At 34.0% G+C, this 12,716-nt stretch carries 11 protein-coding genes; 5 read left to right on the top strand and 6 right to left on the bottom strand.

Going from position 1 to position 12,716, the window contains the following annotated elements:
• Positions 1 to 93: 93 nt before the first annotated feature.
• From BT156_RS19975 to prmC, 4 genes are read left to right on the top strand one after another with little or no spacing between them, the layout of a single operon-like run.
• Positions 94 to 705 (top strand): L-threonylcarbamoyladenylate synthase, encoded by a 612-nt coding sequence (locus BT156_RS19975; RefSeq protein ID WP_072412694.1) that lies wholly within the window; start codon positions 94 to 96, stop codon positions 703 to 705.
• A gap of 21 nt (positions 706 to 726) precedes the next feature.
• Positions 727 to 1,428, top strand: a complete 702-nt coding sequence (locus BT156_RS19970) for a CPBP family intramembrane glutamic endopeptidase (RefSeq protein ID WP_072412693.1) — start codon at positions 727 to 729, stop codon at positions 1,426 to 1,428.
• A 5-nt stretch (positions 1,429 to 1,433) separates the two neighbouring features.
• Positions 1,434 to 2,192, top strand: a complete 759-nt coding sequence (gene yaaA / locus BT156_RS19965; protein WP_072412692.1) for a peroxide stress protein YaaA — start codon at positions 1,434 to 1,436, stop codon at positions 2,190 to 2,192.
• The gene (gene prmC, locus BT156_RS19960) at positions 2,192 to 3,043 is read left to right on the top strand and encodes a peptide chain release factor N(5)-glutamine methyltransferase (RefSeq protein WP_072412691.1); all 852 of its coding nucleotides are present in this window, start codon (positions 2,192 to 2,194) and stop codon (positions 3,041 to 3,043) included. The genes yaaA and prmC overlap by 1 nt, the downstream gene beginning before the upstream one ends.
• 518 nt (positions 3,044 to 3,561) lie before the next feature.
• Here prmC and BT156_RS19950 read toward each other — a convergent pair.
• The 4 genes from BT156_RS19950 to BT156_RS19935 all read right to left on the bottom strand — a co-directional run bounded on the left by BT156_RS19950 (position 3,562) and on the right by BT156_RS19935 (position 9,254).
• Positions 3,562 to 4,203 carry a rhomboid family intramembrane serine protease gene (locus tag BT156_RS19950; protein WP_072412690.1) on the bottom strand — a complete coding sequence of 214 codons (642 nt, stop codon included), beginning with the start codon at positions 4,201 to 4,203 and terminating at the stop codon, positions 3,562 to 3,564.
• A gap of 5 nt (positions 4,204 to 4,208) precedes the next feature.
• Positions 4,209 to 6,791 (bottom strand): DNA gyrase/topoisomerase IV subunit A, encoded by a 2,583-nt coding sequence (locus tag BT156_RS19945; RefSeq protein ID WP_072412689.1) that lies wholly within the window; start codon positions 6,789 to 6,791, stop codon positions 4,209 to 4,211.
• Positions 6,769 to 7,278, bottom strand: a complete 510-nt coding sequence (locus tag BT156_RS19940) for a hypothetical protein (protein WP_072412688.1) — start codon at positions 7,276 to 7,278, stop codon at positions 6,769 to 6,771. The genes BT156_RS19945 and BT156_RS19940 overlap by 23 nt, the downstream gene beginning before the upstream one ends.
• Positions 7,279 to 7,370: 92 nt before the next feature.
• The gene (locus BT156_RS19935) at positions 7,371 to 9,254 is read right to left on the bottom strand and encodes a DNA topoisomerase IV subunit B (protein WP_072412687.1); all 1,884 of its coding nucleotides are present in this window, start codon (positions 9,252 to 9,254) and stop codon (positions 7,371 to 7,373) included.
• A 331-nt stretch (positions 9,255 to 9,585) separates the two neighbouring features.
• Here BT156_RS19935 and BT156_RS19930 point away from each other — a divergent pair, with 331 nt between their 5' ends.
• Complete coding sequence (locus tag BT156_RS19930; RefSeq protein WP_072412686.1) at positions 9,586 to 10,734, top strand: methionine aminotransferase; 1,149 nt, start codon at positions 9,586 to 9,588, stop codon at positions 10,732 to 10,734.
• Between the two features lie 116 nt (positions 10,735 to 10,850).
• Here the strand turns inward: BT156_RS19930 and BT156_RS19925 are convergent, their stop codons facing one another.
• Positions 10,851 to 11,615, bottom strand: a complete 765-nt coding sequence (locus BT156_RS19925) for an SDR family NAD(P)-dependent oxidoreductase (RefSeq protein ID WP_072412685.1) — start codon at positions 11,613 to 11,615, stop codon at positions 10,851 to 10,853.
• Between the two features lie 87 nt (positions 11,616 to 11,702).
• On the bottom strand, positions 11,703 to 12,641 hold the full coding sequence (locus BT156_RS19920; RefSeq protein ID WP_072412684.1) for a helix-turn-helix domain-containing protein: 939 nt from the start codon (positions 12,639 to 12,641) through the stop codon (positions 11,703 to 11,705).
• Between the last annotated feature and the right edge of the window lie 75 nt (positions 12,642 to 12,716).

Below are 12,716 nucleotides of genomic sequence, written 5' to 3'. Positions count from 1 at the left end.
TTGCAAATGTACGACATTTTTTTTAAAATCCTAATTTTTCTTTTAAATAAAGGAGTTTTATGAAAACTATTTTAATATTTGTATCTTTGTACTATGGCAAAAATACTAAGAATTTACCCGGAAAACCCTCAGGAAAATCTTATCAATGAGGTAATTAAATGTTTAAATAACGGCGGATTGATCATTTATCCTTCCGATACTATTTATGCATTAGGTTGTAACATTTTTGATATTAAAGCCATGGAAAAACTGGCTCAGATAAAAAAAATGAAACTTGAGAAGGCACAATTCTCTATTATCTGTAATGATCTCAGCCATCTTTCAGATTTTACAAGACCTATTGACACTTCTGTTTTCAGGTTTTTAAAAAGCCACCTTCCCGGGCCATTTACGTTTATTTTAGATGCCAATAAAAGTGTACCTTTAGCTTATAAAGGTCACAAAACGATCGGTATTCGTGTGCCGGATCACCCAATTCCTCAGCTTATTGTTGAAAAATTAGGACATCCGATTGCTTCAACTTCCATAAAAGATGATGACGAGATCATTGAATATTCTACAGATCCCGAATTAATTGCCGAAAAATATGATCATTTGGTTGATATTGTTATAGATTCAGGATATGGTGATAATGTAGCGTCAACAATTGTAGACCTTACTTCCGGAGAACCTGAAATGATCAGACAAGGAAAAGGAATTATTTAATTATAATTTCTCTATCATTTTATGAGTTTTAACGGAAAATATTCTTTAGGAATTCTGCTCACTTTTGTGCTTCTTGCTTTAGTGATGCTTTATGTTTTTCCTTTTCTCAGCTTAATTACTGGGATAAAAACTATGACAGCCAGTCTGTTTTTGAATAGCAGAATTGTTATTTGGGTCGTTTTGTTATTGATCTTTCTTTACAGTAAATTAATCGAGAAAAGCCCCATTACGATTTGGAAAGACAAAAAATATCCAATGTCGTTTTATATTGGCGCAGTAGTTTGCCTTTATTTTATTTGCGCTATTGGAGGCGCACTTTTAAATGGGTTAATCTTTCTTATTACGCATGAAAAAATGAGTGATAAACTCATTCAGCTGCAATCAATTTTTAAAAATAATTATTTTTTGATTATTTTTACTTGTCTAACTGCGGGCGTTGTAGAAGAAATTTTAATGAGAGGTTATATCCAGCCCAGAATTGAAAAAATATACAACAGTCCGGTTGTAGGAATAATAATTTCCGCCATTTTATTTGGAATTCTTCACAGCACATACGGAACGATTGGCCAGGTTGTAGGACCTCTCTTTATCGGGGTCGTTTTTGCTGTATTTTATAAATTATATTCGAATATTAAAATCATCATCATCTGTCATTTTCTATTCGATTTTGTGTCTTTGATGATCATGAATTTTATTGATATTAAACATTTATCTGCTTTTTAAACAACATGAAAATAATAACATCTCCTGCCAAATTAATGAACGTAGAAAACTCAACAGACCTTTTGAGATCTACTACGCCTAAATTCATTGAAGAAGCAGCACTTTTACAATCGCATTTAAAGCATAGATCTCCAAAATATCTTTCTGAACTGATGGAAATCTCGCCAAAACTGGCTGATGAAAACTGGGAAAGAAACCAAAAATGGAAAGAAAAACCCACCGCAAAAGAATCTGCGCCCGCTATGTTTGCCTTTACAGGTGAAGTCTACAGAGGTTTGGATGCCAAAACTTTAGATAAAAATGCAGTAGATTATTTACAGAAAAACTACAGAATACTTTCCGGATTGTATGGTCTGTTGAAACCGTCTGATAAAGTAATGCTTTACAGATTGGAAATGGGTCGTAATTTTGAATTTGAAAATTATAAAAATCTGTATGAATTCTGGAAAGAAAAAGTAACGGAACAATTGAATTCTGAGATGAAAAAGAACGAAATTCTTCTTCATTTATGCAGCAACGAATACGGAAAAGTAATCGACCGAAAAAAGCTGAATCATCCCGTAATTGATTTTGATTTTTATGAATTAAAAGACGGAAAACTCAAAACAATCGTCGTTTACACAAAACATGCAAGAGGTTTGGTCGTAAGATTCTGCGCAGAAACCAATGCAAAAACCTTGAATGATGTAAAAGCTTTCAATTACGAAGGTTATAGGATCAACGAAGAAAAATCTACAGATACAAAACTGGTTTTCACAAGATAATGACGATCCTGGAATTTAAACAATATTTTCAAAAAGCACTTTCCGAGCTGTATACAGAATCGGAAAGTGCTTTTTTGTACTCCATTTTTATAGAAAATTTTTTAGGAGTTGATGCATTTAATCAAAGAAAATTATCTGATCAGGAATTATTGATTGATGATGAAAACAAACTTCAAGAAGTTATTTCAGAGTTAAAAATCAACAAACCTTATCAGCATATTTTAGGCGAAACAGAATTTTACGGAATGACGTTTTTCGTCAATGAAAATGTCTTAATTCCCCGTCCTGAAACGGAGGAATTATTGGAAATCGCAATTAAAAAAATTCAAGATTCACAGTTCACAATTCACAAATTGAGAATCCTCGACATCGGAACCGGAAGCGGTGTAATTCCTTTAGTTTTAAAAAAACATTTTCCTGAAGCTGAAGTTTCGTCGATTGATTTTTCTGAAAAAGCTTTAGAAGTTGCGAAAAAGAATTCCGCCTTTCATCAATTGGAAATCAATTTGATTCATGCAGATTATCTCAATTTTGAGCTGATTGAAAATTATGATGTTATTATTTCAAATCCACCTTATATTGGGATTGAAGAAGAGATCGAAATTGCCGATTCTGTAAAAGAATTTGAGCCCAAAATAGCACTTTTCTCTCCTACTTCCGATGCGTTGATCTTTTACAGAAAAATCGCAGAAGATTCGAAAAAATACTTAAATAAAAATGGATTATTATTTTTAGAAATCAATCAAAAACTAGGTCCGGAAACATTGGAATTATATGTAAAAAAATTTTCTAAAGTTGACTTAATAAAGGATTTGTCTGAAAATGATCGTTTTATTGTTGGAGTAAAGTAATGTCTATAGAAATCAAAACCCAACACATCAATTTTACTGAAAAATTAACAGAAGATTTATAAAAACTCTCAAAAATAAAGATAATCAACTACTTACTCTAAATAAAAAACTTCTTTTAAAGTCATGCTTATTGGAGAATTATCAGGATTGGTTTCCATAATATCCGCCATATAATTCCACCCTTTTTTCACAATTTCAGAAGCTTCGCCCTCGCTCCAAAAAATAAATCAAAAAGATTGTCAAAGAAGTAATTTCTTCTTATCATGCTAAATTTCGTATAGACAATACAAATCATAATATATCTTACAAAGAGTCAGATTATCAGTTCATCAGAAGATTGGTTATACTTTATAGAGAGTATTTCTATCACAATGATTACTGGCATTATCTTTTGAAATAGGCTGCGCCTGCCATATAATTTTGCGAAAGAAGAGAGCAGGAAATAAGCTTATAAAAAAGAAAACCAATGAAACAGTATTTAAGTTCATTGGTTTTAATATTATTTAAGGTTAATTTTTTTACCCTATCTTTTTCTTCACAAAAATTTGATAAGATAAATATATCAAAGGAAGCGACATTGCTCCCAAGAAATACCAATTACTTAATGCTAAATCAGGATGCAATGTTATCGAATAAACCAATCCGAAAAATGCTCCGCCCAAATGCGCTGAATGCCCCAGATTATCCCATTGTTTTGGATTTAGCATCATATACACTGAATACCCAAAATATAATGTTCCGAAAAGCCAGCCCGGTAAAAAGTTGACGCTAATTTCATTCGGAGCCATCGCAATTGATGCAAAGATAATTCCGGAAACAGCACCAGAAGCACCTATTGCAGAATACCAAGGTTGATTCTTGTAAATAAGTAAGCTAAATAAATTTCCAAGAATCATCGATCCAAAGTAGATAATCAGAAAACCTATAGTTCCGAAAAAATGAATGACAACTCCCTGAAAAAAATATAAAGACAGCATATTGAAAAACAGGTGCATAAAATCGGCATGAAGAAATGCAGAGCTTATCAGTCTGATATATTCCTTTCTAGAATTTATTGCGCTAACATTAAATTTGTATTTTTCAAATAACTGAATATTATTAAGTCCCATGTAACTGATGATACAGGTCACGGCAATGATTATTAAAACTACTATATCCATATTTTTTAATTTTCAGGTTCTCCTGCATCAAACAAATCACCAATTACGCCTCCATCATCATCAGTTCCTTCTGTATTTTCAGGTTCCTCATATACTTCCGGCTCTTCCTCTTCAGGCTCCGGAATGGTTACGTTAATTGTTTTAACTTTAAATTTAGTAAACTGATTTCCAATAGCTTTAATTCCTTTCACAGCAATAAATTCATCAATATTTACCGTTTCAGGATCGCGTTCTTTCCCTTTATCTTTTGCAAAAGCGATTTCTGCAGTACAGCCATTTGCCACAATTATATTTTCAATAAACGACTTTGGATGTTCCGAAGGCATAAAGCTCTGCGGATTGGTATTATTCTCCAAAAGGAATCTTTTGATAAAATAAATTTCCTTCTCACCATCGTAATAAATACATGTTATCGGCTGGTTTGGTCTCCATTTTTCTAAGATCAGATATTCATCATCGAAACGGTTTCCAAGATCAAAAGAAATAAGTTTGGCTTCTCCATTGCCGGTAACAACTAATATTTTATCGTCTCCTTTAAAGCTTCCCAATAACGTTCCTCTTCCGTCTGCATTGAGCCTTCTCACCGTATCATCAAACCAAATTCTTCTTGGTGCCAATGTAGAAACGCCTTCTTCTTTAAGATCAATCTTTTTAATTGAATACTTGGTTACCAAATTCCCTTTAGAATCACGTCCTTTGATGGCTAATTCGGAGAAATCAATATCCATTTTATTTTTTCTGATCCTTGGATTTGGCTTTAAAAGTACAGATACCGTTTCGGCTTCACCATTCGGATTAGCTGAGAAATAAAGCATTTCAGAGAATTTTTTATCTGAAGCCAATGGGTAATCCGTATTTCTGGTAACACCCGTTACAGAAAAACGTTTCATATAATATGGTCCGTCTCTCCCTTCACGATAGATCATGTTGTAGACCGTTCTTTTATCGTTTTTCTTGAAAATTGCGACATGTAAAATGTCTTTTCCTATAAAAGTTTTAGCTTCCACTTTCACCACTTTCATACTTCCGTCTTTTCTGAAAGTAATGATATCATCAATATCTGAACAGTCGAATAAATATTGATCTTTTTTCAGAGAAGTTCCGATGAAACCTTCTTCAAAATTAGCATAGAATTTTTCGTTGGCTACGGCAACTTTCGTTGCATCAATTGTGTCAAAAATTCTAAGCTCCGTCTTTCTTTCTTTATCCTTACCAAACTTCTTCTGAATATTTAAATAATAATCAATTGCATAAGCAATCAGATTAGCCAGGTTATGTTTTACCAGCTCTATTTTACCTTCAAGAGCGGCAATGTTTTCTTTAAATTTATCTAAATCGAATCTTGAAATTCTCTTAATTCTGATCTCTGTCAAACGAAGAATATCTTCCTGCGTTACTGCTCTTAAAAGATGTTTCGTGTGAGGTTTTAAGCCTTTGTCGATTGTTAATAGAACATCATCCCAGGTTTCAACCTCTTCAATATCGTGGTAAATTCTGTTTTCAATAAAAATCCTTTCCAATGAAGAAAAATGCCAGTTTTCCTGTAACTCGTGAAGTTCAATCTCTAATTCTTTTTTAAGCAATGAAACTGTGTGATCGGTATTCATTCTTAAAATCTCAGAAACGTTCAGGAACATTGGTTTATCCCCAACAATTACGCATGCATTCGGAGAAATCGTTACCTGACAGTCTGTAAATGCGTATAAAGCATCAATTGTTTTATCAGGCGAAGAGTCATTAGGAAGGTGAATAAGGATCTCCACTTTGTCAGAAGTATTGTCCTCAATTTTTTTAATCTTGATCTTCCCTTTTTCATTCGCTTTTAGGATCGAATCAATTAAATCACTTGTATTTTTAGAAAAAGGAAGTTCAGAAATAACTAAAGTATGCTTGTCTGTCTGCGTAATTCTTGCTCTGGCTCTTACTTTCCCGCCTCTATGACCGTCGTTGTATTCAGACACATCCAAATACCCTGCGGTTAAGAAATCAGGAAATATTTCAAACTTTTTACCTTTTAAATAAGCAACAGAAGCATTAATTAATTCATTGAAGTTATGGGGAAGAATCTTGGTTGAAAGTCCTACTCCAATCCCCTCAACTCCCTGTGCAAGAAGCAATGGGAATTTCACGGGAAGATCAATCGGTTCGTTATTTCTACCGTCATAAGATTTTGCCCACTCCGTTGTTTTAGGGTTGAAGACAACTTCTAATGCAAAAGGGGTTAATCTCGCTTCAATATATCTCGCTGCCGCTGCGGAATCTCCTGTATAAATATTTCCCCAGTTTCCCTGAGTATCAATTAAGAGTTCTTTTTGCCCAATTGCCACCATTGCATCGGTAATAGAAGCATCACCATGAGGGTGATATTTCATGGTATTTCCTACGATATTGGCAACTTTGTTGTAACGCCCGTCTTCCAGCTCACGCATGGAGTGCATAATTCTTCTCTGAACAGGCTTCAAACCATCATAAACAGACGGAATTGCCCTATCTAAAATTACATATGATGCATAATCAAGAAACCAGTCTTTGTAAAGACCGGAAACTTTTTTTAAGCTTTCACCTTCATGAGAGTGTTCTTCTGTCATCTTTTATTTTTAACTCTTTTTTCTCGTTATTAGCTTTTATTACTTTACTTAAAGAGAACCTTAAATCTACTATTTCTTTTCTTGTAAGATAAGAAATTTCGTACTTCAACATTGTAGATCCACTGTTTTTGCTTGAAATTGTAATGTAAAGTCTTTTAATATAAAAAACATCTATTATTTCATAGCGTATCAGTTTGTATTTCGGGAATTCATCGCTTAATGGTTTATCCAGAAACGGGACAATGTTTCGGTTTTTAAAATTAAGTGCTTCTCCATCACTGTCGTATTCAAAAATCTGTCTTCCTCTCAAGTAAAAAGCTATTAATAAAACAACAGGAATAATCAGTAAAAAATAGCTTTCTAATCCTAAAATATTAAATCTGTATTCTTCCAGAAGGAAAAGTGCAATCCCGATTAAAACGGTCATTATCAATAGCGTATTCACAAAGTTATATACCGAAGCTTTGTTACGGTTACTCAGTCTCATATTAATTATTGTGTGTGTGTTGGTGTGTGTTGGTGTTTTTTGTCTTTTGTGGGTGTTTAGTGTGTCTTTTCATCATTTTGTTTTATAAATTATTATTCTATAGCTTCACTCAATATTTCTTTTTTATCAATATCCGGGTCTTCTACAACAAGGTTATCCAGGATAAACAATTGTCTGTCCGGAGTATTTTTACCCATGTAAAATTCCAATAACTGCTCAATAGTCTGATCTTTTCCTATTACGACAGGCTCTAAGCGAATATCTTTTCCTATGAAATGTTTGAATTCATCAGGTGAGATCTCTCCCAATCCCTTGAATCGTGTAATTTCAGGGTTCTTTCCCAACTCGTTTAATGCTTTCACTCTTTCAACTTCTGAATAGCAATATCTCGTTTCCTTTTTATTCCTTACTCTAAACAAAGGTGTTTGAAGGATATAAAGGTGTCCATTCTTTATCAGATCAGGGAAAAACTGTAAAAAGAATGTGATCATCAGCAAACGAATGTGCATCCCGTCGACATCGGCATCTGTTGCAATAATTACATGGTTATATCTTAAATCTTCAAGACTTTCTTCAATATTTAAAGCAGCCTGGAGCAAGTTGAATTCTTCATTTTCATACACTACTTTTTTCGTAAGACCGTAGCAGTTCAAAGGCTTCCCTTTCAATGAGAATACAGCTTGGGTTTCTACCTGCCTAGATTTTGTAATTGATCCTGATGCAGAATCTCCCTCGGTAATAAAAATCTGTGTATCTCCTTTTCTTTCGGCTTTTTGATCATTGTAATGCTGTCTGCAGTCACGAAGTTTTTTGTTGTGAAGAGAAACTTTCTTCGCTCTTTCTCTTGCTAATTTCTGAATTCCTGAAAGCTCTTTTCTTTCTCTTTCCGAGATTAATATTTTTCTCTGGATCGCTTCAGAAATCTCAGGATTTTTATGTAAGAAGTTATCTAATTTACTTTTCAGGAAATCGATAATGAAAGTTCTTACCGTTGGCCCGTTTGGTCCAATATCATTCGAACCTAACTTAGTTTTCGTCTGAGATTCAAAAACAGGCTCTTCAACGTTAATAGAAATCGCTGCAATGATTGATTTTCTGATATCAGAAGCATCAAAATTCTTATTAAAAAATTCACGGATCGTTTTTACATACGCTTCACGGAAGGCATTTAAGTGCGTTCCACCCTGCGTTGTATTTTGTCCGTTAACGAATGAGAAATACGTTTCCGTCTGAGATTTGTCAGAATGTGTGATCGCCAATTCAATATCATTATCCTTCAAATGAACAATAGGATAGAGAATTTCGTTTTCCATTTCCTCTTCCAATAAGTCTTTAAGACCATTTTCAGAATAAAAAGTTTCTCCGTTAAAAAGAATTTTAAGTCCCGGATTCAGATACGCGTAATTACGCAGCATCCTTTCGATATATTCTTTTCTGTATTTGAAATGAAGGAAAATTTCTCCATCCGGAACAAAAGAAATTTCGGTACCGTTCCTGTCTGAGGTATCTTTTTCTTCAAAATCTTCCGTGATCATTCCACGGGAAAATTCTGCCATCTTCATTTTTCCTTCACGGAAAGATCTCACACGGAAATATTCTGAAAGTGCATTTACAGCTTTTGTACCTACCCCATTCAGACCTACAGATTTTTTGAAGGCTTTGCTATCGTACTTACCTCCGGTATTCATTTTGGAAACAGCATCTACCACTTTTCCTAATGGAATTCCACGGCCAAAGTCACGGATCATAACTTTACCGTCGTCCACTTTTATTTCAATTCTCTTACCCGACTTCATTCTGAACTCATCGATAGAGTTGTCCAGAATTTCTTTAAGCAAAATATAAATACCATCATCAGCAGACGAGCCGTCTCCTAACTTCCCGATATACATTCCGGGACGTAAACGAATGTGCTCCTGCCAATCGAGGGTTCTGATATTATCTTCGGAATAGATTGGATTTATTTCTTGTGACATATATTATTTCAGCAAACATACAAAAGTACGAAATTGGACAAAATTATCCGAATTTTTTCAATCCGTTTTTCAAAATTTACTGACAATTTATTGGATTATTGATTATCAAAATGGATATTTAAAGTATTATTAAAAATTATGCAAGAAATATTCTGTTCATTTCAATTTTATCAAGATTATTTTTCAGCTTAAAAATATTGTAATCTGATATATTCCTACCTTAAATTTAAAAATTGATAAAATTCAGACTAACGGTGATCTTTTCCTTTAAATAATCTGTACGGATTGCAAAAAATAAATTAAATTCGGTGTAAATAAAAAATTTGTTTTAATGATACAACTTCCTTTTTCTAAACTTTCCGATGTCGGAACTACGATCTTCAGTCAGATGACGCAATTGGCCAATGAAAATGAAGCCATCAATCTTTCACAAGGATTTCCGGATTTCATGCCCGATTCTGATTTATTAAATCATGTAGACCATTTCATTAAAAAAGGGTTTAATCAATATGCTCCTTTGGGCGGAATGATAGGTTTAAAGGAAGAAATTGCAAGAAAAATTGAAAACAGCCACCAAGCTGTTTATCATCCCGACACAGAAATAACTGTTACTGCAGGCGGAACGCAGGCTATTTTCACAGCCATCGCAACTTTCATTAAAAAATATGATGAAGTCATTATTTTCGAACCGGCTTATGACTGTTATGAGCCTACAGTAGAGCTTTTCGGAGGAATTGTAAAGCGTTTTGAAATGAAAGCTCCCGATTACGAAATTGATTGGAGCGTCGTGAAAAATTTAGTTTCAGATAAAACCAAAATGATCATTCTTAACAATCCGAATAACCCTTCAGGAAAGATTTTAAAAGACAATGATATTCAGGAATTGATCTCTATTGTAAAAGATACTCCGATATTAATTTTAAGTGATGAAGTCTACGAAAATATCGTTTTTGACGGAAAGAAACATTTAAGCATCTGTAAATATCCCGAACTAAAAGAAAGAAGCCTTCTGGTTGCCTCTTTCGGAAAGCTTTTTCATGTTACAGGCTGGAAAATTGGCTATTGCGCCGCTCCGAAAGCTTTAACGGATGAGTTCAGAAAAGTGCATCAGTTCAATGTTTTCTGCGTGAATACTCCAATCCAGCTGGCTTTAGCTGAATACATGAAAAATGATGATCATTACAATCATTTAAATCAATTCTTTCAGGAAAAAAGAGACTTTTTAAGACAAGGCTTAGCTAACACGTCTTTCGAATTATTGGATTGTGAAGGAACTTATTTCCAAGCGTTGAAATATGATAAAATTTCAGATAAAAATGATTTTGAATTTGCAAGTGAATTAACTATTAATCATAAAGTGGCAAGTGTTCCGTTTTCATCTTTTTATAAAAATAAATTAAATGAAAATGTGATTCGTCTTTGTTTTGCGAAGAAACAGGAAACTTTGGAAAGGGCGATTGAGAATTTGTCTAAATTATAAAAAACGGTAGCTTCGAGAACCTCAGCCACCGTCTATATAATAAACATCTTCTTAGTACGAATGGATAAAACGTTCACAATTGGTGGCTGAGGCTCTCGAAGCTACCAATTATTATTCTACAAAAACATTCCACCGGAAGCCTCAATTCTTTGTCCGTTAACCCAACCAGAGTCTTCAGTACATAAGAATGCAACTACTCCACCGATATCGTCCGGTAAACCGGCTCTTCCCAAGGCTGTAATGCTTGAAATCGTGTCATTTACCTGTTTGTCATCTCTCGTTCTGCCACCGCCAAAATCAGTTTCGATAGCACCCGGAGCAACAACATTCGCTCTGATTTTTCTTGAACCCAATTCTTTCGCCATATATTTTGTCAGCATTTCAACACCCGCTTTTATAGAACCGTAAACAGAAGATCCAGGCAACGCAAATCTTGCCAATCCTGAAGAAACATTAACGATACCACCACCATCATTAATAAAAGGCAAGAATTTTTGAGTTAAGAAAAACACTCCTTTAAAGTGAATATCCACAACATCATCCAATTGCTCTTCTGTAACCTCCGAAATCGGCGCATATAAAGCTGTTCCGGCATTATTTACAAGGAAATCGATGTTTCTGCTTCCTGTATTTTCCTCCAAATGATCTCCGACTGTTTTTACGAAGGCATCGAAACTTTTAATATCTTTTGTGTTTAATTGATAAGCAATTGCCTTTCTTCCCAAAGCCTGAACTTCTTCAACAACTTTATCTGCTTCTTCCTTATTGCTTCTGTAAGTAATGATTACGTCAAGACCTTTTTGAGCAATCTTTAACGCCGAATTTTTCCCTAATCCGCGGCTTCCACCGGTAACTAATGCGATTTTTGTTTGTGTATTCATTTTGTTGTTTATTTTAATGAGACAAAGTTCCGACAATTTACCATTGATGTGTTTGCTCGAATCAATCTGATATTTGCAAAATTCAAATCACGACCGAAATTCTAAAGGCGTAACCGTAGTTTTTCTCTTGAAGAAGTTTGAAAAGTGGGCGATTTCTTCAAATCCCAGTGCGTAAGATATTTCTGAGACATTCCATTTTGTTTGTTTTAATAGAATTTTTGCTTCCTGAATCATGCGGTCTGCAATAAATTCAGTTGTTGTTTTTCCTGTATTTTCCTTTAACTTTTTGTTTAAATAATTCACATGAACTGACAGCCGATCAGCATAATCTTTTGCAGTTTTAAGCTGTAACCTTTGTTCATTAGATTCAATTGGGAACTGTCTTTCAAGCAATTCTATAAATAAAGTCACCACTCTTAACGAAGCATCATTTGAAGTTGACAGCTTTGTAGCAGGTTGTAATTTTTGCCCGTAATGAATCAGTTCTACTACATAATTGCGGATTAAATCATATTTAAAAATATAATCTGAAGCAATCTCCTTTTTGATTTTCACGAAAAGCTGTTCAATCTCATCGGCCAATTCATCATCAATTTCAAACAAAGGAATATTTCCCGGTTGAAAAATCGGTAAATCTTCAAGAGAACTTCTGGAATTGTTTTTAATGAAAAAATCTTCCGTAAAAACACAGAAACTACCCGACTGATCGGGATCTTCAGGAATCCAATGGTAAGGAACTTTGGGTGTGGCAAAAAGCAAAGCATTCTTTTTAATCTGGATAACTTTATCTGCATATTCTGCCCTGTTTTTACCTCTGATCAGGCTGATTTTGTAATACTTCCTCCTGTTATAGGGCATTTCAGAAGTTATCTTTATTTTTTCAATAGTCTGGGCTATATCAAAAACATTGAAATGCCCAATATCCTTGTGAAGACCTTTAGGAAAAATACTTTCGAGGTCTTTTCCTAGTTTGGCTGTCATTTCTTTATAAAAATCTTCTAAAGAAGCGTGTGCAATTTTTTCCATGACCTTTGATTTGTAAAATTCAAATATATGAAGTTTTACAAACTTGAGATGAGAATATTTAATTTACATTTATTC

Origin of the sequence: Chryseobacterium limigenitum (assembly GCF_900114875.1) — a bacterium.
Classification (GTDB): domain Bacteria; phylum Bacteroidota; class Bacteroidia; order Flavobacteriales; family Weeksellaceae; genus Chryseobacterium; species Chryseobacterium limigenitum.
This window is presented reverse-complemented; position numbering and strand designations above follow the sequence as displayed.

Bases quoted from the DNA above. Each gene is read 5' to 3' on its own strand.
- yaaA (WP_072412692.1), top strand. From the start codon at position 1,434: ATGAAAATAATAACATCTCCTGCCAAATTAATGAACGTAGAAAACTCA.
- prmC (WP_072412691.1), top strand. From the start codon at position 2,192: ATGACGATCCTGGAATTTAAACAATATTTTCAAAAAGCACTTTCCGAG.
- BT156_RS19950 (WP_072412690.1), bottom strand. From the start codon at position 4,203: ATGGATATAGTAGTTTTAATAATCATTGCCGTGACCTGTATCATCAGT.
- BT156_RS19935 (WP_072412687.1), bottom strand. From the start codon at position 9,254: ATGTCACAAGAAATAAATCCAATCTATTCCGAAGATAATATCAGAACC.
- BT156_RS19940 (WP_072412688.1), bottom strand. From the start codon at position 7,278: ATGAGACTGAGTAACCGTAACAAAGCTTCGGTATATAACTTTGTGAAT.
- BT156_RS19920 (WP_072412684.1), bottom strand. From the start codon at position 12,641: ATGGAAAAAATTGCACACGCTTCTTTAGAAGATTTTTATAAAGAAATG.
- BT156_RS19970 (WP_072412693.1), top strand. From the start codon at position 727: ATGAGTTTTAACGGAAAATATTCTTTAGGAATTCTGCTCACTTTTGTG.
- BT156_RS19945 (WP_072412689.1), bottom strand. From the start codon at position 6,791: ATGACAGAAGAACACTCTCATGAAGGTGAAAGCTTAAAAAAAGTTTCC.
- BT156_RS19925 (WP_072412685.1), bottom strand. From the start codon at position 11,615: ATGAATACACAAACAAAAATCGCATTAGTTACCGGTGGAAGCCGCGGA.
- BT156_RS19975 (WP_072412694.1), top strand. From the start codon at position 94: ATGGCAAAAATACTAAGAATTTACCCGGAAAACCCTCAGGAAAATCTT.
- BT156_RS19930 (WP_072412686.1), top strand. From the start codon at position 9,586: ATGATACAACTTCCTTTTTCTAAACTTTCCGATGTCGGAACTACGATC.